This window comes from Plantactinospora alkalitolerans (assembly GCF_015690345.1).
Lineage (GTDB): Bacteria > Actinomycetota > Actinomycetes > Mycobacteriales > Micromonosporaceae > Plantactinospora > Plantactinospora alkalitolerans.
On record NZ_JADPUN010000260.1, the window covers coordinates 113,293 to 138,294 of the forward strand.

General features: G+C 70.3%; 12 protein-coding genes. 4 read left to right on the forward strand and 8 right to left on the reverse strand.

Features of this window, described 5'->3' with window-relative positions:
* Nucleotides 1-180: 180 nt before the first annotated feature.
* A complete protein-coding gene (gene pdxR, locus I0C86_RS30315) occupies nucleotides 181-1,623 on the reverse strand; it encodes a MocR-like pyridoxine biosynthesis transcription factor PdxR (RefSeq protein ID WP_196204727.1) in 1,443 nt (480 codons plus the stop codon).
* A 47-nt stretch (nucleotides 1,624-1,670) separates the two neighbouring features.
* On the opposite strand from pdxR, the gene I0C86_RS30320 reads away from it, so the two are divergent.
* The 3 genes from I0C86_RS30320 to I0C86_RS30330 all read left to right on the forward strand — a co-directional run bounded on the left by I0C86_RS30320 (nucleotide 1,671) and on the right by I0C86_RS30330 (nucleotide 9,256).
* Entirely contained in the window at nucleotides 1,671-2,171 is a 501-nt protein-coding gene (locus I0C86_RS30320) for a carboxymuconolactone decarboxylase family protein (RefSeq protein WP_196204728.1), read from the forward strand.
* A 72-nt stretch (nucleotides 2,172-2,243) separates the two neighbouring features.
* Nucleotides 2,244-2,981 (forward strand): isocitrate lyase/PEP mutase family protein, encoded by a 738-nt coding sequence (locus I0C86_RS30325; protein WP_196204729.1) that lies wholly within the window; start codon nucleotides 2,244-2,246, stop codon nucleotides 2,979-2,981.
* A gap of 479 nt (nucleotides 2,982-3,460) precedes the next feature.
* Entirely contained in the window at nucleotides 3,461-9,256 is a 5,796-nt protein-coding gene (locus I0C86_RS30330) for a ThuA domain-containing protein (RefSeq protein WP_196204730.1), read from the forward strand.
* Nucleotides 9,257-9,361: 105 nt separating this feature from the next.
* On the opposite strand, the gene I0C86_RS44620 is transcribed toward I0C86_RS30330, so the two are convergent.
* The 6 genes from I0C86_RS44620 to I0C86_RS30355 form a co-directional block, all read right to left on the reverse strand.
* Nucleotides 9,362-9,484 (reverse strand): hypothetical protein, encoded by a 123-nt coding sequence (locus I0C86_RS44620; protein WP_255527872.1) that lies wholly within the window; start codon nucleotides 9,482-9,484, stop codon nucleotides 9,362-9,364.
* Nucleotides 9,451-10,140 carry a hypothetical protein gene (locus I0C86_RS30335; protein WP_196204731.1) on the reverse strand — a complete coding sequence of 230 codons (690 nt, stop codon included), beginning with the start codon at nucleotides 10,138-10,140 and terminating at the stop codon, nucleotides 9,451-9,453. Before I0C86_RS30335 ends, I0C86_RS44620 begins: the two co-directional genes overlap by 34 nt.
* Before the next feature lie 234 nt (nucleotides 10,141-10,374).
* Entirely contained in the window at nucleotides 10,375-14,451 is a 4,077-nt protein-coding gene (locus I0C86_RS30340; RefSeq protein ID WP_196204732.1) for a ThuA domain-containing protein, read from the reverse strand.
* An 80-nt stretch (nucleotides 14,452-14,531) separates the two neighbouring features.
* Nucleotides 14,532-15,767, reverse strand: a complete 1,236-nt coding sequence (locus I0C86_RS30345; RefSeq protein ID WP_230395021.1) for a multicopper oxidase domain-containing protein — start codon at nucleotides 15,765-15,767, stop codon at nucleotides 14,532-14,534.
* A gap of 72 nt (nucleotides 15,768-15,839) precedes the next feature.
* Nucleotides 15,840-18,413 (reverse strand): 3-keto-disaccharide hydrolase, encoded by a 2,574-nt coding sequence (locus I0C86_RS30350; protein ID WP_196204733.1) that lies wholly within the window; start codon nucleotides 18,411-18,413, stop codon nucleotides 15,840-15,842.
* Between the two features lie 529 nt (nucleotides 18,414-18,942).
* Nucleotides 18,943-20,175 (reverse strand): DUF2786 domain-containing protein, encoded by a 1,233-nt coding sequence (locus tag I0C86_RS30355; RefSeq protein ID WP_323373941.1) that lies wholly within the window; start codon nucleotides 20,173-20,175, stop codon nucleotides 18,943-18,945.
* Between the two features lie 432 nt (nucleotides 20,176-20,607).
* Here I0C86_RS30355 and I0C86_RS30360 point away from each other — a divergent pair, with 432 nt between their 5' ends.
* Nucleotides 20,608-24,069, forward strand: coding sequence for a galactose-binding domain-containing protein (locus I0C86_RS30360; protein ID WP_323373942.1), 3,462 nt, complete (start codon nucleotides 20,608-20,610; stop codon nucleotides 24,067-24,069).
* 156 nt (nucleotides 24,070-24,225) lie between these two features.
* Here the strand turns inward: I0C86_RS30360 and I0C86_RS30365 are convergent, their stop codons facing one another.
* The gene (locus I0C86_RS30365) at nucleotides 24,226-24,984 is read right to left on the reverse strand and encodes an META domain-containing protein (RefSeq protein ID WP_196204735.1); all 759 of its coding nucleotides are present in this window, start codon (nucleotides 24,982-24,984) and stop codon (nucleotides 24,226-24,228) included.
* Nucleotides 24,985-25,002: the final 18 nt, after the last annotated feature.

Here is a 25,002-nt window from a genome sequence, read left to right on the forward strand (position 1 = left end):
GGCAATACGGCTGTGTTGCCAGCGGTGGGTGGGTGGCTCCCGCGATGATGCTACCAAGCATATAGATAACTGCGAATCTTGGGGCCGGAACCTGCGGGACCTGCGAAACCTGCGGGACCTGCGGAACCTGCGGGATCCGCGCGAGGTGCTCGGCCGATCGGTGACGGCCGAGCCCGGCGTCTACGGCATCACCCTGCACAGGGCGTCCAGCGCGCCCGCCCACGCGCTGTCCGGAAGAGCCGCGTAGTTGACCACCAAGGCGTCCTGCTCGGGCAACTGCCAGCCGGAGTCAGGCACCTCGTAGCGGAACTGCGCCATCCCGATGACCGACAGGCGCTGTCGGGCCGCCGCCTGGACGACCGAGCGTTCGGTTCCGCGTGGCAGTTCGAGGACCGCCTGGAGCCCGGCGGCCAGGCCGGTCACGCGGATGCCGGGTGCCCGCTGTGCCAGGGCCGCGACCAACTGGTCGCGGCGGCGCCGGTAGCGCAGCCGCATCGAGCGCACGTGCCGGTCGTACGCGCCCGAGGCGATGAACTCCGCGAGCGTCAGTTGCTCGAGCGCGCTCGACCAGTCGACGTGCCCCTTGGCCGCCAGAACCTCCGGAACCATCTCGGCTGGCAGCACCATCCAGGCGAGCCGCAGCCCCGGCGCCAGTGACTTGCTCGCGGTGCCGAGATACACCACCCGCTCCGGGTCGAGCCCCTGTAGCGCGCCCACCGGCTGACGGTCGTACCTGAACTCCCCGTCGTAGTCGTCTTCGAGGATCACCCCGCCGGTGGCACGTGCCCAGTCGACAGCCGCCGCACGCCGGTCCGGGTGCAGCGCGACCCCGGTCGGGTACTGATGCGCCGGGGTGAGCAGCAGCGCGCAGGCTCCGCGCAGTCGCGCCAGATCCTCGGTGCGCGCGCCGTACTCGTCGACGAAGAGGGGAGGGGTGCTGAGTCCGGCATCGGCCAGCAGATCGCGATAGACGTCGAAGCCGTACGACTCGACGGCCACCGTCCGTACCCGCCGGGCGCGCAGTACCCGCGCCATCAGCATCAGCCCGTGGTGGAAACCGGAGCAGATGACCACCCGCTCCGGAGTGGCGTACACCCCGCGGGCCCGCGCCAGGTAGTCCGCGAGGGCGGTGCGCAGTTCTACCCGGCCGAGGGCCTCGCCGTAGCCGAAGGCGTCGTGCGGCGCCACGGTCAGCGCCCGGCGGGCCGCGGCGAGCCACTGCGCGCGGGGAAACCCGGCGAGATCGGGCGCGCCCGGCAGCAGGCCGTACGTGGGACGGCGCCGGGTCGGTTTCGTGCCGGGAGCGGTCGGCCCGGCCGCGCGCGGGTCGGCCCGTCTCGCCACCCGGGTCCCGGAGCCCTGCTGGGCGGTGAGCCAGCCCTCGGCGATCAGTTCGGCGTAGGCGTTGGCCACCGTGTTGCGGGCAATGCCAAGATCAGTAGCGAGTGACCGGGACGACGGTAGCCGGGTGCCGGGCGCCAGACGCCCCGTCCGCACGGCCTCTCGCAGGGCGTCCATGAGCCCGGAGCGCAGACCGGGGCCCTCCGCAGCCAGTTCCAGGTGCAGGTCGGCACCGGACACGGCAGGCGGGCCAGCCGCCGAATTGGCCCATTGATCCGTCATAGAAGTGGACCGTACCTCAGTGCCACTGGCTCGGTAGCGTTGCTGACATGACGATGGACCATGCACACGACAGCAGGGAGCGCGTCGCGGCACACGCACCGCGTCTGAACTGGGCGAAGCTCGCTCCCGAGGCCTACAAGGCCATGATCCGCCTTGACGCGGCCGCGAGGCACGGCGTCGAGCCGACCCTGTTCAACCTGATCAAGATCCGCGCGTCCCAGATCAACCGGTGCGCCTTCTGCCTGGACATGCACAGCAAGGACGCGCTGGCAGCGGGCGAATCGGCGGAGCGGATCATCCAGCTCGACGCGTGGGCGGAGTCGAAGCACTTCTACACGCCGAAGGAGATCGCGGCGATCGAGCTGACCGAGGCGATCACCGTGCTCACGGACGGATTCGTTCCGGACGAGGTGTACGCGAGGGCCGCCGACCAGTTCGACGAGACCGAACTGGTCGGCCTCATCGTCGCGATCACGACGATCAACGCCTGGAACCGCTTCGGGGTGTCCACCCGGATGGTCCCCGGCCACTACACGCCGGCCTCCTGACCCACCGGCCGGTCGGGCCGCCGCCCCTCCGCCCTGCCAGCACCCCTGCTCATTCCCGGGACACGTGACACGATGACAGCAGCCTCCACCTTCCGCGCCCTGCACCGGAACCGCGCCGCCGGCGACCCGCTCGTCCTGCCGGGACCGTGGGACGCGGCCAGCGCCCGGGTCTTCGCCGACGCCGGTTTCCCCGCGCTCGCCACCCCGAGCGCCGGGATCGCCGCATCGCTCGGCTACGAGGACGGCTCGATCCCGCCGGACGAGATGTTCGCCGCGGTGGCGAGGATCGTGCGGGCCGTCTCCGTGCCGGTGTCCGCGGACATCGAGGGCGGTTACGGCCTCGCCCCACGAGAGTTGGTCGAACGGCTTCTGGAGACGGGCGCCGTCGGCTGCAACCTGGAGGACTCCGAGGAGCACACCACGCTCAAGGACCCCCGGCGGCACGCCGAGTGGTTGGCCGAGGTACGGGCGGAGGCCGGCGAGGCCCTGTTCATCAACGCCCGGGTGGACACCTTCCTCTTCGGTACGGGTGACCCGGCCGACGCCCTGGCCCGCGCCCGGCTGTACGTGGCCGCCGGCGCCGACTGCGTGTACCCGCTGCTGGCGCCGCCCGAGGTGTTCCCGGTGCTGCGGAAGGGCATCGACGGCCCGCTGAACATGGCGGCCGAACCGGACGAGGAGTCCGTGGCCGAACTGGCCCGGCTGGGCGCGACGCGGATCACCTTCGGTCCCGGGATGCAGCGGCGGGCGATGGCCGCGACCGGCGAACTCGCGGCGCGGCTCCGGCGGGGAGACCGCGCCGGTCGGTGAGCGGCCGGCTGGGTCCGATCCGGTCGGGGGTGCGGACCGAGCCCCAGCACCCTCGGATGAACGTCAATCCGGTGCACAGTGCTCGATCCAGAACGTCGGCGGCCCGTTCCCAGGTGTCGCGCCAGGACATGGCGGCTGACCAGCGCGCGGGCCGGCGGATATATCGACGGTGGATATGTCTGTCCTATCCGGATGATTCGCCTCCGTTACACAACCGTTACCTGGATTAATGTCACTGGCATATTCCGGCCTGCCCACAGACGGCCATAACTTTGTCCAACGACGAACAGAATTCGGCGGTCGGCGCCTCGACGGGCTCCGACCGCTTTTCCCGCACCCCGAGACGGTGATCGGTGTACCGGCCCGGGACCCACGATGTCCTTACCGGACGAAGGAGATCCTTCGTGTCCCATCGCCGAACCTCCGGCACCCGTCCTTCCCACCGCCCCCGCAACAGACTCACCCGCAACCTCCTCAGCATGGGCGCGGCCGTAGCCCTCGGCATGACCGCACTGGTCGCCACCCCGCCGGCCGCCTCGGCCGCGCCCGCGGCCCTGCCCGTCCGGGCACCGGTGCAGGCGCCGGCGCAGGCACAGGCGGATCCGTTCGCCGTCCTGGTCTTCTCCAAGACCGCCGGCTTCCGGCACGACGCCATCCCCGCCGGCATCGCTGCCATCAGGCAACTCGGTGCGGAGCACGGGTTCACCGTTGACGCGACCGAGGACGCCACGGCGTTCACCGACGCCAACCTCGGCAGGTACCAGGCCGTCATCTGGCTCTCCACCACCGGCGACGTACTCGACCCGGACCAGCAGGCCGCGTTCGAGCGGTACGTCCAGGCCGGCGGCGGATACGTCGGGGTGCACGCCGCCTCGGACACCGAATACAACTGGCCCTGGTACGGCGAACTCGTCGGTGCCTACTTCGCCTCGCACCCGGCCAACCAGCAGGCCACGGTCAAGGTCGAGGACCCCGCGCACGAGTCCACGAAGGCGTTGCCGGCCGAGTGGTCCCGGTACGACGAGTGGTACAACTTCCGCGACAACCCGCGCGCCGACGTGCACGTGCTGGCCACGCTGGACGAGACCAGCTACGCCCCCGGCACGGGCGCGATGGGACACGACCACCCGTTCGCCTGGTGCCAGGACTACGACGGCGGCCGGGCCTGGTACACGGCCGGTGGACACACCCAGCAGTCGTACGCCGAGCCGGAGTTCCTGGCCCATCTGCTCGGCGGCATCCAGACCGCGGCCGGTGCCGTGGAGGCCGACTGCTCCGCCTCGCTGACCAGCAGCTTCGAGAAGATCACCCTGGACAGCAACACCAACAACCCGATGGAGTTGGACATCGCCGCAGACGGGCGGGTCTTCTACATCGAGCGGGACGGCCGGGTGCAGATCATCAAGCCGGACACCGGCACCACGGTCACCGCCGCGGACCTCGACGTCTTCACCGGCAACGAGGACGGGTTGCTCGGAATCCGGCTCGACCCGGACTTCGCCACCAACAGGTGGGTGTACCTCTACTACGCCCCCAGCGGCGGCGGCCCGCGCAACTACCTCTCCCGGTTCACCGTCACCGGCGACACCCTCGACCTGGCCAGCGAGAAGGTGGTGCTGCAGGTCGACACCCAGCGCAACACCTGCTGCCACGCGGGCGGCAGCATCGCGTTCGACGGCGCCGGCAACCTCTACCTGGCCACCGGCGACAACACCAACCCGTTCGAGTCGAGTTCGTTCACCCCGATCGACGAGCGCACCGGCCGGCAGGACTACGACGCCCAGCGCAGCGCCGGCAACACCAACGACCTGCGCGGCAAGGTCCTCCGGATCCATCCGGAGGACGACGGCTCCTACACGGTCCCGGCGGGCAACCTCTTCGCCCCGGGCACCGCGAAGACCCGCCCGGAGATCTACGGGATGGGCTTCCGGAACCCGTTCCGGATCGGCGTCGACCCGAAGTCGGGCACCCTCTACGTGGCCGACTACGGTCCGGACGCCGGAGCGGCGAACCCGGACCGTGGCCCGGAGGGAACCGTCGAGTGGAACATCCTCGGACAGGCCGGCAACTACGGCTGGCCGTACTGCCACGGGGCGAACTACGCGTACAACGACTACCAGTTCCCGTCCGGGCCGAGCGGAGCGAAGTTCGACTGTGCCGCACCGGTGAACAACTCGCCGAACAACACCGGGCTGACCGACCTGCCGCCGGCGATCCCGGCGACCGTCGACTACGACTTCAGCGGCAACCCGCTGTTCCCCGAGATCGGCGGCGGCGGCGCCCCGATGGGCGGGCCGGTCTACCGGTACGACCCGGCGAACACGTCGGACCGGAAGTGGCCGGCGTACTACGACGGCAAGGCGATGTTCGGCGAGTGGAACCAGAACAAGATGTACGCCTTCCAGGTCACCGACGACGGCAAGTCCCTGGTGGACATCAACCAGATGCTCACCGGGATGACCTTCCTCCGGCCGATGGACTTCGAGTTCGGCCCGGACGGCGCGCTGTACCTGATCGAGTGGGGCAGCGGCTTCGGCGGCAACAACGACAACTCCGGGATCTACCGGATCGACTACATCGCCGGTGACCGGGCCCCGATCGCCGTCGCCACCGCCGATCCGACCTCCGGCCCGTCCCCGCTGACCGTTGCCTTCTCCAGCGCGGGCTCCCGGGATCCGGACGGTGGTCCGATCACCTACGCCTGGACCTTCGGTGACGGCGGCACCTCGACCGCGCCGAACCCGACGCACACCTACAGCGGACCGGGCAACTACACCGCCCAGCTCACCGTCACGGGCGACACCGGCCGGACCGCGGTGGCGAACGTACCGGTGACGGTCGGCAACACCGCCCCGACGGTCTCCATCGAGTTCCCGCCGGAGGGCGGCTTCTTCGACTGGGGCGACCAGGTCAAGTACACGGTCAAGGTGACCGACCCGGAGGACGGGACGATCGACTGTGACCGGGTGAAGCTGCAGTACTTCCTCGGCCACGACGAGCACGCCCACCCGATGGGCGAGCAGGCCGGCTGCGAGGGCGTGGTGCAGACCTCGCTGGCCGCCAGCCACGGCGCCGACGCCAACGTCTTCGCGGTCCTCGAGGCCACCTACACCGACGGCGGCGGGGTCGGCGGCTCCAAGGCCCTGACCGGCCGGGCGATCGAGCAGTTGCAACCGAAGCGGAAGCAGGCGGAGTACTACGCCGCCACCGGTCGGGCGCCGGACGGTGTCGGCACCGGTGACCCGGGCGTACAGGCCCAGGCCACCACCGACGTCGAGGGCGGCTTCCAGAACATCGCCTTCATCGAGGACGGCGACTACTGGACCTTCGACCCGACCAACCTGACCGGGATCACCGGGTTCCGGTTCCGGGCCTCCTCGGCCGGCGGCGGCGCCCGGATCGAGGTGCGGGCCGGTGCGGTCGACGGGCCGGTGCTGGCCACCGCCACCGTGCCGGACACCGGCGGTTGGCAGACCTTCACCAACGCCACGGCCGAACTGGGCACCCCGAGCACGGCGAGCGGACCACTGTTCCTCGTGGCCCGCAACCCGGTCGGAGCCACCGGCACCGGCGCGATCCTCAACGTCAACTGGGTCGACTTCCTCGGCCGGGGCATCACCGAGAACGCCCCGCCGACGGTGACCGTCACCGCCACCCCGGTCACCGGCACCGCGCCGGTCGCGGTGAGCTTCGACGGCACCGCCACCGACGCCGAGGGCGACACCCCGCTGACGTACGCCTGGGACTTCGGTGACGGTGGTACGTCGAGCAGCCTCGACGCCAACCACACGTACACCGCCCCGGGGAACTTCACCTCGACCCTGACCGTGACCGACGCGCGCGGCGCGCAGTCGTCCGCGTACGTCAGGGTGAAGGTGGAGGCACCGAACACGTCCTGCTTCGGGGCCCGATCGGACGAGTTCACCGGCACCGCGCTGGACAAGGCGCGGTGGTCGACGGTGGTCCGGGAGGACCAGTCGTACGCGATCCGGGACGGCGCCCTGGTGCTGCCGACCTCGGCCGGCGACCTGTACGGCACCCGCAACGACGCCACCAACCTCGTGCTGCAAACCGCCCCGGGCGGAGCCTGGCAGGCCACCACCAAACTGAGCCTCGCGGCGGCGGCGGACTACCAGCAGGCCGGTCTGATCGTCTACGGCGACGACGACAACTACGCCAAGCTGGACCTGCTCTACAGCGGCAGCCGGCGGGTGGAGTTCATCCGGGAGACCGCCGCCACGCCCCGCAACGGCGCGGCCGACGCGACGGCCGCACCCGCGGGCGACTCGATCTACCTGCGGCTGACCAGCGACGGGACGAACCTGACGGCGGCGTACTCGGCCGACGGGCAGAACTTCACCCCGGTCGGGCAGTCGGCGGCGTTGGCCGGCATCGAGGCGCCGAAGGTGGGGGTGTTCGCGCTGAACGGCGGCACCACCGCCCCGGTGGTGGATGCCACCTTCGACTGGTTCCAGGTCACCCCCGACGAGCCGGCCGGACCGGTGTCCCCGTCCGACGAGTTCAACGGGAACACGCTGGAGAAGTGCCGGTGGGACGGGATCGTCCGGGAGGACCCGGCCGCGTACCGGGTCGCCGACGGCGCGCTGCACATCGACGTGCCGAACGGCGACATCTACACCGGCAACAACACCGGGCCGACCAACTTCATCCTCCAGTCCGCGCCGGACGGCGACTGGACCATCCAGACGAAGGTGGACGGCAGCCGGCTGGACGAGCAGTACCAGCAGGCCGGGCTGATCGTGTACGGCGATGACGACAACTACCTCAAGTTGGACTTCATCGCCGACAACACGGTCGGTTCGCCGGTGAGCCGGCGGATCGAGTTCCGCAGCGAGATCGCGGCGGTGGTGCAGGACCCGCAGCCCCAGGTGACCGGCCTCACCGAGTCGGTGTGGCACCTGCGGCTGGCGAAGGTCGGCGACACCTACACGGCGGCGTACTCGGCCGACGGAACGACCTGGACGACGTTCGATCCGCTGACCAGTACCGCCCTCGGTGCCACACCGCGGGTCGGTCTGTTCAGCCTCGGCGGCGCGCAGACCGCATCGAAGACCGCCTCGTTCGACTACTTCTGGCTGACCCAGCCGGGCGGTGAGCAGGACGAGACGGCTCCGGTGACCACCGCCACCGTCTCCGGTACGCCGGTGGCGGGCTGGCACACCGGCCCGGCGACGGTGACCCTGGCCGCTACCGACAACGCCGGTGGCAGCGGGGTGGCCCGTACCGAGTACCAGCTCGACGGCGCGACCACCTGGACCGCGTACACCGAACCGGTGCTGGTCGCCGGGGACGGCACGCACGTGTTGCGGTTCCGGTCGGCCGACGAGGCCGGCAACGTCGAGGAGACGAAGTCGGTCGAGGTGAAGATCGACGCCACCGCCCCGGTCAGCACCGCGGCGTTCGCGCCGCCGACCGACGACGGCTGGCACAGCGGCACCGTCCCGGTGACGCTGACCTCGACCGACGCCGGATCCGGCGTAGCGAAGCTGGAGTGGTCGCTCGACGGCGGCGCCTGGACGCCGTACACCGAGCCGGTGAACGTGACCGGGGACGGGCAGCACGAGCTGCTCTACCGGGCCACCGACGCCGCGGGCAACGCCGAGACGCTCAAGTCGGCGATCCTGAAGATCGACGGCGTGAAGCCGACGGTGCTGGTCTCCGGGCTTGCCGACGGCCAGCTCTACGGTGACAGCCAGGACGTCCGGGTGAACTGGTCGGCGGTCGACCCGATCTCCGGGATCAAGGCGACGGTGGGCACGCTGGACGGTCGGCCGTACCAGCCGAACACCCTGCAGGCGATGTACGAGCTGTCGCTCGGCCTGCACGAGCTGACGGTGACCGCGACGGACAAGGCCGGCAACTCGACGACCTCGGCCGTACGGTTCTTCGTCAGCACCTCGTTCCGGGACATGCAGCAGTTGCTGGACCGGTTCAAGGCGACCGGTCGGCTGTCGGCGAAGGGGCACAAGCAGTTGTCGAACAAGCTCGCCACGATCCGCCAGGCCGAGGCGAACGGGAACGACAACAAGGCGATCAAGGAGCTGGGCCAGTTCAAGCAGCTCGCCGCGGACACCAAGTTGGTCACCGAGGCGGAGGTCCGGGACGTACTGGTCCGGGACGCCGACGCGATGATCGTGCGGCTCGGCGGCACCGCCAGCGCCACCGGGGTCAGGGCCAACGACGGCAGGTCGGTGCAGGGCACCGGCCGGCTGGCCGAGGACCCGACCCGGGTGAAGCGGGGCGGAAGGCTGTAGCCGCAGTGGTGCAAACAGTCAGGTAGGCGCGGGGGCGGTCACCGGTCGGTGACCGCCCCCGCACCGGCTCCGGCGGTGAAGATCTCTCGCGCGCGGCGGCCGGAGTCACTCGACATCGATGACGATTTCGGTCCAGTTGCGTCGGTCCGCCTGGCCGGTGCCGAGGTAGAGCCGGTGCGGGCTGGTCAGCGTCGTCAGGGCCAGGCCGCCGTCGGCGAGCAGATCCACCCGGTCCAGCCCGGCTGGCAGTCGCGACTCGGCATGCCAACTGCCGTCCGTACCGACGTAGCCGAGGCCGCGCTTGGCACCTGCTGCCCGACCGAACCGAGTCCGTCCACACCGATCGGTCCACCCGGGCCGAACTTCTTCGTCGACGGTGTGAACGTCCGGCCGGCATCGACCGACTCGTAGTACCGTCTGCGAACATTCAGCAGTAGTTCGCGGGGACCGAGGGTGGTCATCAGCCAGTCGTCGCCGTCGACGTCCGGCAGAGTGCCCATCGACCAGCTCCGTCCGGCATCCGCCGTCGCCGCCAGGGCACCCCGGCAATGCCGATCGGGTCGCCGCAGGCTCACGGTCACGTAGCGGAACGGGCAATCGGACAGCAGCGCGTAGCCGTGGTCGGTGTCGTGGAAGAGGAGCCGGTACGGGCGCAGCCCCGGCCCGACCCGGAGTACTGTCGCCCGGCGCTGCACGGTGGCCCCTACGGGTTCCGGCGAGCCCGACCCGACCGCCCATACGCCGGACGGGGGACTGGCCAAGGGCGTGGCCGACGGCCGTACGGTGTGGGCGACCGACGGTGCGTCGTCCCGGTACTGGTCACACCCGGCCGTGGCAATCAGCACCGTGGCCAGCAGTACGCCAAGGTCACGCCGTCTCGCCAACTCCGCTCCCCCCGGGGGATACGGCCGGTGCGGCCGGCCCGGCACGCTCCCTGTCGCACCGGGAATCGATTCTGGACGACCGGTCATAGCGGCTCGTCGATGCGCTGCCTGCTCCAGGTCGCCGCCCCCGGGCGGCGGAGGCTGTTGATGACCATCCGGATCCGGCTCTCGGACCGGGCCGGGTGTGACCCGGTGCCGGATGCGGGCGTGGCGCCCGCATCCGGCACCTGCCGCTCAGAGTTGGCGCACCCTGATGTTGCGGAACTCGATCAGGTCGTTGGTGCCGTGGTTCTGCAACCCGACGAAGCCGCTGAGGAACTGCCGCAGGTCGGTCGGCGGGTCGCCCTGGCGGGACGACTGCTTGCCGGGCGTGTTGTCGAACTCGCTGATCACCACACCGTTACGGATCATCGTGTAGTGCTGGCCGACCACGCGGACCTCGTAGTCGTTCCACTGGTTCTTCGGGGTCGCCCCGGCCCTGTCCAGGGTGTTCGGCGCGAAGTTGTAGACCGAGCCGGTCTTCTGCGGCTCCCCGGTCTCCCCGTCGTAGATCTGGATCTCGTGACCGCAGTAGATCGCGACCCAGGCCTGTGAGGTGCGGGCCGATCCCACCGTGCCGCAGCTGCCCGGAGGACGCTGGTCCAGCGGCGTCCTCGGGTCCGGGAACCGGACGAGGAGCCCGCTGTTGGCCCGGACGTTCTCCGGAGAGACGTCGCGGAACTGCACCTTGATCGAGTAGTCGGCGAGCTGCTGGTCCGCGTACCACAGCATGCCGAGGCCGCCGGAGCTGCGGATCGAGCCATCCGGACGCAGTGTGAACGACCCGCTCGGTGCCTGGCGCCAGCCGGCCAGCGACTTCGCCGAACCGTCGAAGATCGGCTGGTAGCCGCTGGTGGCACCGATCGGGGACTGGGTTCCGGCCCTGCGCAGCGCCCTGGACTCGCGGTTGTCGATGACGTGGGCCGCGGTCAGTTCGGCGAGCACGCCGTCGAGGTGGGTGACGAACGACGCCCGGTTCGGCCAGGTGGTCTCGTCGTCGATCAGGTCGTTGATCGTGCAGCCGCCGCCGGCCTGCCGGTTGGCCACCCCGGTGTCGCTGTCCAGCATCCAGACCGTCGGTCGAGCGTCGGCGGCACCGCAGCCCGCGTTCACGTCGACCTTTCCGGTGACCACCTCACCGTCGGCGTAGGTCACCTTCAACGTCGCCGAGAAGGTGCCGTAGCGCTTGTAGGTGTGCGTCGGATGAGCCGCCGTCGACACCTTGCCGCCGTCGCCGAAGTCCCATTCCCAGGCCACACCGCCGACCCTCGCCGCCGAGAACCTGATGGTCCGGGGTTGGCCCGGCGCGACCGACTGCGCAGTGGCCAGGCTCGGGTTTGGGGTGGCCTGGCCGCCCTGGTAGGTGATGCGGACCAGCTTCTGGTTCGCGTGCAGGCTGAAGAACCCCCTGCCGTAGTCGAGCATGTAGAGCGCGCCGTCCGGCCCGAACTTCGCGTCCATCCAGGAGTCGAGCTGGTTCGCGCCGGTGCCGCCGGAGATGATGCTGCGCAGGTCCTCGGCGAACGCCGGTGCCCCGGCCTCCCTGACCGTGCCCGGGTCGACGGTGACGGCGATCCGGTTGTTGGCGTTGGACTGGTCACCGATGAACCACTTGTCGTCCCAGTACGCCGGCCAGGCGACGCCGCTGGTCACGTCGACCTTTTCGCGCTGGTACGTCGGGCCGTCCATGATGGCCTGGCCGCCGCCGCTCAGGTACGGCTGGGTGAAGGTCGCGTCCTCGGCCTTGTACGTCGGCAGGCCGCTGCCGTCGGTGCGCTTCGGGAAGACCGGGCCACCGCCCTGCGGCGAGTACCAGATCATGTTGTCCCGCACCGGCGGGAGGTTGACCAGACCGGTGTTGCGGGGCGACTCGTTCTTCGGGTTGTCGCAGTCGTACCAGCCGGTCAGCACGGTGGCATCGGTGCTGCTGCGGTCCCGGTACGGCTGCCGGTTGCCCATGCAGTACGGCCAGCCGTGGTTGCCCGCCGAGGTGATCACCGTCGCGGTCTCGTACTTCGCCGGGCCGAGGGTCGGGTCCGGTGCTCCGGCGTCCGGGCCGACCCAGGCGGCGGTGAGCCAGTCGTTGACCGGGTCCCAGGCGATCCGGGCGATGTTCCGCACGCCCATCACGTAGATCTCCGCGCGGGTCTTGCCGCCGCCCTGCTCCTGACCGGTGAAGAGGTTGTCCTCGGGAATCGTGTAGGTCCCGTCCGGTTCGGGGTGGATCCGGAGGATCTTTCCGTTCAGGTCGTTGGTGTTGCCGGCGGTACGACGGGCGTCCTGGAACGAGGTGCCCGCGTACTCCTGGGTCCAGTTGTTACCGGAGTAGCCGCTCGACCCGCCGGAGGAGTTGCTGTCGCCGCTACCGATGTAGAGGTTGCCGGACTCGTCGAACGTCATCCCGCCGCCGGCGTGGCAGCAGCTGTGGATCTGGGTGTCCCAGTGCAGCAGGTCCTTGCGGGTGCCCTGGTCGATCGACTGCTGCGCGTGGTCGTAGGTGAACCGGGAGACCGTACGCTGACCGATCCGTCGCTCCCGGTCGATCGACTCGTGCGGCATCCAGTAGGCGTAGAACCAGCCGTTCTCCGCGAACTTCGGGTCGAGGGTGATCCCGACCAGCCCTTCCTCGTTCTTCACCAGTTCGCTGCCGCTGCCCCGGTTGCCCATCACCTTGAGCGTGGTCAGCAGCTTGACCTGCTTGTTCTTCGGATCCCACTGGTGGATGGTGCCGCAGCCCAGACCCACGTTGGGGTCGGCCCAGTCGGTGACCGGCCCGGTGGCGCAGGCGGCCTTGCCGATGTAGAAGACCTTGCCGTCGGGCGCGATGGTCAGGCCGTGCGGCTCACCGATCTGGTCGAGCTGCCCGGACTGGTTGGCGGCGGTCAGCCGCTCGATCCTGTAGTTCGCCGCGATCGTCGCCTGGCAGTCGCCGCGCACCGCGCCGGTCGTCCACTGGAGCGCGCCGAGCAGGTGGCTGCGGAACCGCGCGTCGCTGGTGTAGCTGGCCTCGGTGCGGCCCATGCCGGTGTAGAAGGACCGACCGCCGTCGTAGTCCCGGCACCAGGAGATCGGGTGGAACGCGCCGTTGCCGCCCAGCCCGGCCTGGTAGCTGGTCTCCTTGACCTGGGCGATGGTGTGTACCCGGCCGACCGGGCTCGGGTCCCAGTTCATCCACTGGTCGGACCGGGTCCAGTTCAGCGGCAGGCCCTTGTTCGCGGGGTGCTGCCGGTCGACCACGTCGACCACGGCCTCCTGCACCCTGCTCTCCGGCGCCGGTCCCGCGTCCGGGCCGACCAGCCACAGTTCGGCGAGCTGGATCAGCGGCTCACCGCTGTTCGCGGTGATGTTCAGCCGGTAGTACTGGTACTCCTGGGTGTTGGCGAACGTGAACTGCTTGGTCTGGAACCGGCCCGAGAAGGTCTCCCCGGTCCGGCGGTCCAGGTCCGTCCAGCTGCTGCCGTCGGCCGACCCCTGCAGGGTCCAGTCCTTCGGGTCGCGGCCGGTGAAGTCGTTCGCCGACGTCAGCGCGTACTGTGCGATCGCTTTCGGCGCCGCGAGCTTGGCGACGACCCAGCCGGTCGGCGTACGGGTCAGCCACTTGGTCCCGGTCGATCCGTCGATCAGGTTCTCGACGATCTCGTTCGGCGGGTTGCCGCCGCTGGCCGTGACGCTCTCGATCTTCTCCGCGTTCGGCAGGCTCGCCGCCGGGCGGGTGCCGATCAGACCGGTGAACCACTCGGAGCCGGGCTGCGCGCGGGCGGCGTCGTGGATGCCGAGGAACCCGCCACCTCCCTTGACGTACGCCTGGAACGCGGCCTCCTGGGCGTCGTTCAGCGTCACACCGTTGGCCGACAGGAACACCACGCTGCGGTAGCGGTCCAGGTTGTCGGGGTTGAAGACCGACGGGTCGCTGGAATCGTGGACGTTGAGACCGTTCTCGTTGCCCAGCTTCCGAATGGTGTCGACGGCCTTGACGACCGGGTCGTCCTGGGATGCCGCCGGGCCGTGGAAGACCAGGACGTTGACCGCCTGACCGCCCCAGGCCGGCGCGACCGTGTCGACGTTCGAGTCCGGGGCGGCGGCGACCGGCGCGCTCAGCAGACCGAGCGTGAGTACGGTGCCCGAGGCCAGGGCGACCGCGCGGCGGATCGGTCCGGCGCCGCGACGTCGTGCCGGGGGGACCGGGTCGAGCGCGGGGGACGAGGGGTCAACGGGGCCGGGATGGTGTCGCCCGACCGATCGGGATAGCCGGAAATGGCGTTGGTGAGCCATTTCTCCTCCTCCAGAGGGGGGTACGAGAAGTCCTTCAGGGGATGGCGGGGTACTCGGTTGGTGGTGCGGGATGGTCCGGGTCATCGGTGGTTCGTGTGCGCGCCGGCCGGTGCCGGGGCGCCCTGTGCCGGCGGGGTCGGCGAATGGCCGCCCGCATGCGGCGGCATCTGCCCGTTCTCGTCGAGGACGTGCAACGTGGTCGACATGCCCAGGTCGGAGTGGAACTGCATGTGGCAGTGCAGCATCCAGTGCCCGGGTCCCACGGAGTCGCCCGCGACGATCTGCACGCCGAAGGTGTCGCCCGGACCGAGGGTCTTGTTGTCGATGACCGGGATCGAGTCGACGAGGGCCCTGTTGCTTCCTTCGACCACCCCGGTCCGGGTGTCCGCCCAGGAGTGTCCGTGCACGTGGAACGTGTGCATGTCGTCCCCGAGGCCGATCACGATGAACTCGACCCGTTCGCCGATCTTGGCGACCAGACAGGTCGGACCGGGCTGCGGGTTCACCGGGTCACAGGTGTCCGCCTCCGCGCTGCGCCGCAGGTTGATGGTCTGCCGGTCGCCGAAGGCCGTCACGTAGGTCCGGTCGGGCCTCGAATCTCCCTGCCGGCGCACCACGAGACCGCCGAACAGCCCGGAGCGCAGACCCTGGGTGCCGTGCGGCCCGCCGACCACGTGGTCGTGGTACCACCAGTAGCCGGCCGTGCCCGGCGAGGTCGCGGTACGCGGCTTGGCGTACCAGATGTACGTACGCGACCCGCCAGGCGGCACGAAGGAGGCGCTGTGCACGGTGCCGTCGGACGTCTGGGTGTACTTGACCCCGTGCACGTGCAGCGAGACGCCGACCGGGTGCGCGGGATCGGTGCGCAGTTGCTCCAGCGTCGAGGCCGTCACCTGGTTGTACAGGGTGATGGCCAGACACTCGCCTTCGATCATCTCCATCGTCGGCCCGGGATAGGAGGCCGTCTGCGGGGTGAGCCCGTAGCCGAGCCGGACCTGGCCCGTCACCGGGTCCTTGGGCAACTCGACCGCGTACAGGTCCAGCCGGCGGTCCGGCGTGACGCAGCCCGCCGGCCGTTCCGCCGACCGGGCCTCGGGAGCGGCCTCGACCGTCCGCTCGGCCGGACGGGCGGTGGTGCCGCCGGCCAGGGCGAGTCCGCCCGCGCCGACCAGCGTCACCGCCAGAACGGCCGCCACCAGCACGGCCCGGCCGGCGCTCGTGCCGAGCAGCCGGGCCGGCGACGCCGGCCGGGGGTCCGGCCGGTCGCCGGGCGGCGGAAGCACGACCTCGCCGATGTCGTTCGTTTCCTTGTCCAACGTTCTCTCCAATCGCTCGGCCGGCACCGATGGCGCTGGTGGGCGGAGGTCAGACGGCGTCCGGTGCCGGCGTCACGGCGTCAGCGGGGCGATCCTGACGTTGCGGAAGCTGACGATGTCGCCCGCGCCGTGGTTCTGCAGGCCGACATAGCCGCTCGCGTGCTGGCGTCCGGCGCCGCCGGGATCGTCCGCACGGGGCGGGGTGAAGACGGCTTCGGGAACGTTGACGTACTCGTTGATCAGCTTGCCGTTGCGGAAGATCGAGTAGTGCTGGCCGACGACGCGGATCTCGTAGTCGTTCCAGGTGCCCTTCGGGGTGACCTGTGCGCCGTCGAGGTCGACCCGGTCGAAGCCGTACACGGACCCGCTCTTGTACTCGTCGCCGTCGGTCCGGTCGTAGATCTGCAGCTCGTGGCCGTACTTGATGGCCACCCACTCGGGCCGGGACTCCTGCGGGTGCTGGTGTACCTGCGGGAATCGGACGAAGGCTCCGCTGTTGGCACGGCCGTCGCCGGGGGCGTCGTCGCGCCACTGGAGCTTCAGGGAGAAGTCGCCGTAGCTGCGGACGGGGAACCACAGCATGCCGAGGCCGTCGACGGGTCGGCTGGTGATAGACCCGTCGGCGTTGCGCCGGAAACCGCCGGCGCCGACCTGCTCCCACAGCTTGAACGAGGCGGCGGAGCGGTCCAGCAGCGGCAGGTAGCCCTGCTTCGCCTCGGACCTGCCGACGCCGGAGTCCCGGGCCGTGCGTATCAGGGCGTTCTGCTCCCTGAGCAGGAGCTGGCCCCGGTGGTGCAGGCGTTCGGCGACCGCCGTCACGTGGGCCACGAACTCGTCGTGGTCGGGCCAGGCCCGCTCGTCCTCGATCAGGTCGTTGATCGAACAGCGGCCCTCGACCACCCGGTTGGGCACGGAACTGTTCAGCGTCCCGATCCAGACCGTTGGCCGGGTGTCGGTCACCTGGCAGGACGGAGCCGGCGGTGCGCTCGCCACCACCGTGAACGTGGTCGACGCGGTTCCCGAGACGTTACCGGCGCGGTCGGTGGCCCGGTAGCTGAGCGTGTGCACGCCGGCAGTGTTGACCGTGAGCGGTCCGGAGTAGGCGGTGTAGCCCCGCCCGTCGAGCGCGTACTCGACGCGGTGGACCCCGGATCCGCTGTCGGTTGCGGTGAGCACGATGGTGGCGCTGCCGACGTACGCCCAGCTTCCGTTCTGCTGGCCGGTGATGGCGGCGGTCACGGACGGCGCGGTGGTGTCGGGGTCGGGCGGGGTGACCACCGCGAACGTGACCGAGCCGGGGGTGGAGGTGTTGCCCGCGACGTCGGTGGCCCGGTACGAGACGGTGTGCTGTCCGGGCTGGTTGACCGTCACCGGGGCGGTGTAGGCCGCGTAGCTGCCGCCGTCGAGGGAGTATTCGATCCGTTCGACACCCGACTCGGTGTCGGTGGCGGAGACCGTCACCGTGGCGGCCCCGAGGTAGCCGCCGTCGTCGTCGCGGTCGCCGGTGACACCGCCGGTCACGGTCGGCGGTGTGGTGTCGGGGTTCGAGGTGTCGGCCACCTCGAACGTGACGGCCCGTGGGGCGGAGGTGTTGCCCGCCCGGTCGGACGCCCGGTACGAGACGGTGTGCTGACCGGGTTGGTTGACCGCGACCGGTGCGGTGTAGGCCGCGTAGCTGCCGCCGTCGAGGGAGTATTCGATTCGTTCGACGCCGGATTCGGTGTCGGTGGCGGTCAGGGTGACGGTGGCGGTGCCGATGTAGGCGTCGTCGTCGTTCTGTTCGCCGGTGATGGCTGCGGTGACGGTGGGTGCGGTGGTGTCGGGGTTGGCCGGTGGTACGACCTGGAAGGCGGTCGACTGTACGGGGGAGGTGTTGCCCGCCACGTCGGTGGCCCGGTACGTGACCGTGTGCTGTCCGGCGGCGTTGACCGTGACCGGTGCGGTGTAGGTGCCGTACGGCCCGCCGTCGAGGGAGTACTCGATCCGGCCGACGCCCGATCCGGTGTCGGTGGCGGACAGGGTGACGGTGGCGGCGCCGACGTAGGCCCCGTCCTCGTCCTTTTCGCCGGTGACCGCCGCGGTCACCGTCGGCGGGGTCGCGTCCTGGCCCCCGTCGCCGACGACGAGCAGACCGGTCATCGTGCCGTGCCCGGGTATGGCGCAGAAGTAGCGGTAGGTGCCGGCCGTGAGCACCACGTCGACGGTCCACCGGCCCTGGTTGCTGTCGAACGGGTCGGCGAGGATGTTCACCTCCACGTCGTCGTTGTACTCGGGGTTTCCGGTGTCGAACGTGAGGGTGTGCTGCATGCCGGTGGTGTTGCCGGTCGCGACGCTGTTCTCGAAGACGAGGGTGGTCGCTCCGGCGACGGCGGTGGTGGGTGCGGAGGCGTACGACTGGGTGCTGTCGCCGGCCGTCCAGGTGAGCACCTGGGCCTGTAGTTGACCGGCCGGCGCGGGGTCGCCGGTCGCGGTCGGCCCGGTGTCGGCCGGCCGGGCGCCGGCCGGAACGGCGGCGAGCGCGGAGCCGGCGAGCAGGACGACAGTTGCCGCGAGCATCCTCATCGGTCGGCTGGGCCGGGCCGTGGCGAGCCGGGTGAGCAGTCGCGACCGCCGTGGCGGGTCGCATCGCACAGGGGGAGCTGGCATGTCGGACACACCTTTCGCGAGTCTTGCGGGGACGTCGACGATCCGGGTGGGCGGCGGGTGGATCGACGGAGGGCACGACGGTGGACCGCGCATCCGGCTGATCCACATAGGTGGGTGCGATGCTGCGGTTGCCGGCCTGTCGGGCTGGCGGGTGGACGGATGTTCTTCGATTCGGTGGGCGGTGGACGAGGTCGGGCCCGCGACGGGGGGTACGCCGACCACGTCGCTGGACCGGCGAGGACCGACGTCGTTGCGGGCAGGCGCGGGGGCCGCGCCGGGGCGCTCTGCTGGGCACGCCAACCTGGAGAGTGGGCTGGCCCGATCACGCCGTGACTCTCAGATGATGAGCTAACCGCGCCGCCGGTTACCTCGTCGAAACACGTTGATGTTGTTCGACACTAACCGCGTTGGCGTTGATATGTCTAGATCTTTCGGTGAATGGGGCAGCACTTTCGTTCGCGATGACAAAAGGCTTGGGCGGCGGCCGCGACAGCGTTTCCTGGCGCTTCCGGTGCCTCGGACTCCGGAGCTATCCCCGCCGCGCGGAGTCGTGGATGGGAAGGGAGGCGCGGTCGGCGGCCTCCCGGCCGGACTCCCAGCCCTCGCGGCTGTCCACCCGGGCGCCCCGGACCCGGACCGTGCGCGGGAACATCCGCTGCATGGTCTCGCGGACCTGCTCGTCCCGGGAGGCGAGTACCGGTAGCAGGTCGGCCGGATCGGTCATCCCGTTCCCGTTCCCGGAACCGGTGGCGTCCTCCACCGCGGCCCGGGCGGCGCTGGCCAGTCGTTCGCCGATCCGCACCGTGAACGCCACCAGGAAGGACTGGCGGAACGCCTTCAGCCGGGCCCGACCGGCCTTGCCGCCCGGCGGTTCGGTCCGCGCCATCGCCCGGTGGGCCTGCACCAGCATCGAGGTGTAGAGCAGGTCGACCGCGTCGATGTCGGCATCGAAGCCGAAGACGGTGCTGAACGCCAACTCGGGTGACCAGACCGTGTGGCAGCGGTTGGCCCGGGCGACGGCGTCCAGCAGGGAGGCCTTCTCTCCGTCGTATGCCTGGTCCAGGCCGATCCGGCGCGCGAACGGCACCACCTTCGCCGGGTCGCCGCCGCGCGCGACCAGCAGCGCCACGTCGAGGCTGTGCCGGGTGACGAGTTCCTGGGCCTTGGCGGTGTACGCCTCCGCCTCCGCCGGGAAGGAGGTCGACTCCGCCTTGGCCAGCAGGGCGCGTACCCGGTCCAGCAGCCGCTTGTCGATCCGGGACGGCCCGACGGCGCCCGACCGGTCGGCCGGCGCGGCGGCGGTTCCCGGTGGCGGCACGAGCACCTCGATCGGCGGGAGCGCGGCCAGGATGGCGAGCAGGCTCAACATCAGATCGAGTACGGCCACCCGGTCGAGCCGCCCGCGGGTGGCGAGTTCGTCGAGGTACGTGGCGTCGCTGGTCCACCAGACCCGTGCGCCGAGCGTGTCCGCCTGCGCCAGCCACCGCTCGTCGACCGTGTTCCGGGAAAACTGCCGCAGGTGCGCGGCGACCGCGTCGGTCACCAGGTCGGCCTGCTGCGGTGAACCCCGCCGGACGACCACCCGGTGCAACTCGGCCGGCTGCCACCCGCCCCTCCACAGCCGCGCGCACGACTCGTGCACCGTGGCGACCAGTTCGGGGTCGACTTCGGCCGACGGTGTGACGGTCAGCGCGTCCAGCCCGGATTCGTAGTCGACCGCTCCGGCGAGAACCGCCCTGATCCGTGCCCGCACAGCTGTCACCAGTAACAGGCTACGGACGCCGGGTCGGGCAGTTGACCGGGCGGGGCGATCAGTGGCGGTTGACACCGGGACCAGGCTGTGGAACCTCGTCACCGAGGACAATCGCGGCTGTCTCGGCCAACTCCGGCTACGGCCCCCAAGGGGTGCGGAACCGGCGGTGCGCGGGCGTGATGGGTGATTTGCGCCAGTTCGGCGCCCGGCTGCCCCGGTGGGTCGCGAACTTTTGTCGTACCTGATGAAAGTTAGAGCGTTGCCGACGAAACATCTAGACATCCAAACGTAACGATCGTAGGGTTTGCCTCGCCAGGCAGCGGCGTGCCCGGTAGCCACAGGACGTAACGACGCCCTCCGTCAGCTATCTCGGTGTGCCGCCGGGCGGTCCGCCGTGTCCGGAACGGTCCGGCGTCGTCCCGCTCACCCCTGGGAGGAAACGTGTTCCTACCATCCCGACGAGCGCGTACACCGATCCTGGGCGCGGTCGCCGCCGTGCTCGCCGCCGTCTCCGCCGTCTGCCTGCCGGCCACCGCCGCCACCGCCGCGCCGCCGCCCCAGGAGCCCGGTGTCACCCTCCGGGTCTTCGACCTGCAGGTGCCGCTGAACAACCTCTGCACCCTCAAGGCCGCGCAGACGCCCAACATCGACAAGCTTCTGCCCGTGATCGACTGGACGAGTACGGCCGACTTCGGCTTCGAGAACTACTTCCTGGCCCAGGTCCTCGGCAACATCAACATCGCCCAGGCCGGAAGCTACACCTTCCGGCTGCTCAGCGACGACGGGTCGCGACTGCTGATCGACGACGCTGTCGTCATCGACCACGACGGGCTGCACGGGCCGGACCCGAAGGACGGCACCGTCGACCTGGGCACCGGCTACCACCCGCTGCGGATCGAGCACTTCGAGCGCGACGGCGGTCAGCAGTTGACGTTGCAGTGGCGTACGCCCGGCTCGACGTCGTTCGTGACCGTGCCGAACTCCGTGCTGAGCACCGACGCCGGGGTCGTCCGGGTGACCGCGCCCGGCCGCAAGGAGTGCGAGGCCAGCGGTGACTCACCCGGTGACGGGCTGCCACTTACCGCCGTACACCCCGACTACACGCTGACGAACCTGCGGCCCAGCGGCTTCGAGCCGCAGGTCACCGGCTTCGACTGGCTTCCGGACGGACGGCTCGCGGTGCTCACCTGGGGCGGTTCGCTGACCACCGCGGGCGAGGTCTGGCTGCTGGACAACGTCACCGGCAACACCAGCCCGGCCCAGGTGACCCGGACCCGGGTGGCCAGCGGGCTCCAGGAACCGATGGGCATCAAGGTCGCCGACGGCAAGTTGTACGTGTCGGAGAAGCACCGGTTGACCGAACTGAACGACACCAACGGCGACGGGGTGACCGACAACTACCGGACCGTGGCCACCTGGCCGTTCGGCGCCAACTTCCACGAATTCGGGTTCGGGCTGCTCTACGCCGACGGGTTCTTCTACCTGAACCTCTCGGTGTCGATCAACTACGGCGGGGCAACCACGAACCCACAGCCGGCGGGGAACCGGGGCACCACCATCAAGGTGAACCGGACGACCGGTGCGGTGTCGTACCTGGCGGGCGGGCTGCGTACCCCGCACGGCATCGGCTGGGGGCCGGAGAACGGACTCTTCGTCACCGACAACCAGGGCGGCTACCAGCCGGCGTCCAAGCTGCTGCACATCAAGCAGGACCGGTTCTTCAACCACTACCTCAACCCGGCCGGGCCGTTCGACAACAACCCGGTGACCCAGCCGGTTCTCTGGTTCCCGCAGAACGAGATCGGCAACTCGCCGAGCACCCCGGTGATGATGACCGAGGGCGTCTTCGCCGGGCAGATGGCGATCGGCGACGTCACGTACGGCGGCCTCCAGCGGGCGTACCTGGAAAAGGTCAACGGTGAGTACCAGGGCGCGCTGTTCCGGATGACGCAGGGGCTCGAGGCCGGCGTCTCGGAGGTCAGCATCGGCCCGGATGGCGCTCTCTACACCGGCGGGCTGCACGGCGGCGGGAACTGGGGCCAGGAGGGCAAACTCGGCTACGGCCTGCAGAAGATCGCCCGCAACGGCAGCGGCAACTTCGACATGCTGGCGATGCGGGCCCGGTCGAACGGGTTCGAGATCGAGTACACCAAGCCGCTCTCGTCCGCGACCGCGACCGCCCTGGCCTCGAAGTACCGGGTCAAGCAGTGGCGGTACGTCCCGACCGCCGACTACGGCGGCCCGAAGATCGACGAGGAGACGCTGTCGGTCTCCTCGGCGACGCTGTCGGCCGACGGCAGGAAGGTCACCCTGGTCGTCAACGGGCTCAAGGCCGGTCGGGTGGTACACGTCCGCTCGCCCCGGCCGTTCAGTGCGAGCGACGGCCAGGCGTTGTGGAGCACCGAGGTCTGGTACACCCTCAACGCCATCCCCGGCCAGGTGCCGGCGGTCAACCTCGCCCTGGGCAAACCGGCCACGGCCGACAGTTCCTGCTCGGCGACCGAGGGACCGGCGAAGGCCTTCAACGGGACCACCACCTCGGGAAACCTCGACAAGTGGTGTTCGTCGGGAGCCAGCAGGTGGTTGCAGGTCGACCTCGGCTCGGCCCAGAGCGTGAACCGGGTCGTCGTCCAGCACGCGGGCGCCGGTGGTGAGAACACCGCCTGGAACACCCGCGACTTCACCGTCCAGGTCAGCACCAACGGCACCGCCTGGACCACGGTCGCGAACGTCACCGCGAACACCGCCAACACCACCACGCACACCTTCGCGACGACCCAGGCCCGGTACGCCCGCATCGCCGTCTCCACGCCGACCAACAACGGCGGCAACGCGGCGAGGATCTACGAGTTCGAGGTCTACGGCGGTGCCGCCCCGCCGACGGCCAACCTCGCACTGGGGCGGCCGGCGACGGCGGACAGTTCCTGCTCCGGCACCGAGGGACCGTCGCAGGCGGTCAACGGCAGCGTGACCGGCGGCAACGGAGACAAGTGGTGCTCGCTCGGCGCCACCAGGTGGTTGCAGGTCGACCTCGGCTCGGCCCAGAGTGTGCAGCGGTTCGTGGTCCGGCACGCGGGCGCCGGTGGTGAGAACACCGCCTGGAACACCCGCGACTTCACCGTCCAGGTCAGCACCAACGGCACCGCCTGGACCACGGTCGTGAACGTCACCGGCAACACCGCGAACGCCACCACGCACGACATCCCGGCCGTCCAGGCCAGGTACGCGCGGTTGAACGTGAGCGCGCCGACCAGCACCACCGACAACGCGGCCCGGATCTACGAGTTCGAGGCGTACGGGCCCGGCGGCAGCCCCGGCCGGATCACGCTCTTCGACGGGACCAACATGAACAACTTCCAGCAGGCCGACGGGGCCAACCCGAGCTGGCCGCTGGGCAACGGCGGAGTGGAGGTGCTCGGCGGTGACATCCGGAGCCGGCAGAGCTTCGGCGACTTCAAGCTGCACATCGAGTTCTGGCTGCCGAACCTGCCGGCCGACGTCACCGGGCAGGCGCGGGCGAACAGCGGCATCTACCTCCAGGACCGGTACGAGTTGCAGGTGCTCGACTCGTACGGTGACACCACTCCCGCCCCGAACGAGTGTGGCGCCATCTACGAGAAACTGGCGCCGAGGGTGAACGCGGCGACCGCACCGCAGACCTGGCAGACGTACGACGTGACGTTCCGCGCCGCCCGGTTCGACGCCTCCGGAGCCAAGACGGAGAACGCCCGGGTCACCGTCGTGTGGAACGGCCTCACCGTGCACGACAACGCCGAGATCAACGGGCCGACCGGCAACGGAGCGCCGGAGGGGGCCTCGGTGGGTCCGATCCGGCTCCAGGACCACGGCGATCCCGGGCCCAATCTCTTCTACCGGAACATCTGGGTCGAGCCGATCGGCTGACGGTTGCCGGTGCACCGCCCGTCGGGTACGGGCGGTGCGTCCGGCGTCCCCGGCGCGACGACGGCGGTCGGGGCCGGCCCCTTCCGGACATGTCGGCTCGGGCACCGGTCGGGGATCGTGGATCTCGTCTGGCGTCGTGTCGCCCACCTGGCCGGGTCAGAACGGCGCGCGCAGGTGCAGGCTCCGGCCGTCCGGTGCGGTCAGGTCGAGCCGGTCGGTGTCGAGATCGAAGGTCGCCTCGCCCTCCAGGACGTCGAAGATGGCGATCTCCAGCATGATGTCGGCCTGCTGGCACATCCGCTTCGTGGTGCCCAGGCCGGCGAACGCGATGGCGCCGTCGACGACCACGGCCTGGCCACTGAGCCAGTTGCAGGAGAGCGCGCCCTGCACCTCGTCGTCCTGGAAGACCAGGTGCGCGGGTACGCGGCCCGGGGTCGGCGGGCTGTCCGGCCGCGAGTACGACTCCAGGATCCAGTACGTCCCGAGCAGCGGCCGGTCGGACTCCGGCAGACCGGCCAGCCGGATCTCCGTACCGTCGACCCGTAGCAGCAGTTCGTCGTCGTGCTGCGTCCAGGCCGGTCCGGCGCCGAGGAACCCGGCCAGCCAGGTGTCCTGGGCATGTTGCCCGGTCCCGTACGGGGCGTCGGCGGTGTGCAGGTCGGTCACGACCAGGTGGGTGCTCTCGACGCCGACCCTGGCGGTGATGAGGTTTCCGCCGGCACGGGCGTGCAGGCCGCCGTCGGTGATCCGCAGTTGGACCACCGTGTCGGGTAGCAGCGGGCGGGGCTGGCCGTCCTGGGTCACCGCCACCGACTGGAACGTCTGGTCCTCGACCCCGGCGGCGGTGGCCGGGAGCGCCGCGACGGTGCTGGCCGCCATGGCGCCCATGACAACGATGCCTGTCAATGTATTCATAGCTCCATGATGCCTGAT

Bases quoted from the DNA above. Each gene is read 5' to 3' on its own strand.
- pdxR (WP_196204727.1), bottom strand. From the start codon at position 1,623: ATGACGGATCAATGGGCCAATTCGGCGGCTGGCCCGCCTGCCGTGTCC.
- I0C86_RS30320 (WP_196204728.1), top strand. From the start codon at position 1,671: ATGACGATGGACCATGCACACGACAGCAGGGAGCGCGTCGCGGCACAC.
- I0C86_RS30325 (WP_196204729.1), top strand. From the start codon at position 2,244: ATGACAGCAGCCTCCACCTTCCGCGCCCTGCACCGGAACCGCGCCGCC.
- I0C86_RS30330 (WP_196204730.1), top strand. From the start codon at position 3,461: ATGGGCGCGGCCGTAGCCCTCGGCATGACCGCACTGGTCGCCACCCCG.
- I0C86_RS30340 (WP_196204732.1), bottom strand. From the start codon at position 14,451: ATGGCTCACCAACGCCATTTCCGGCTATCCCGATCGGTCGGGCGACAC.
- I0C86_RS30350 (WP_196204733.1), bottom strand. From the start codon at position 18,413: ATGCCAGCTCCCCCTGTGCGATGCGACCCGCCACGGCGGTCGCGACTG.
- I0C86_RS30365 (WP_196204735.1), bottom strand. From the start codon at position 24,984: ATGAATACATTGACAGGCATCGTTGTCATGGGCGCCATGGCGGCCAGC.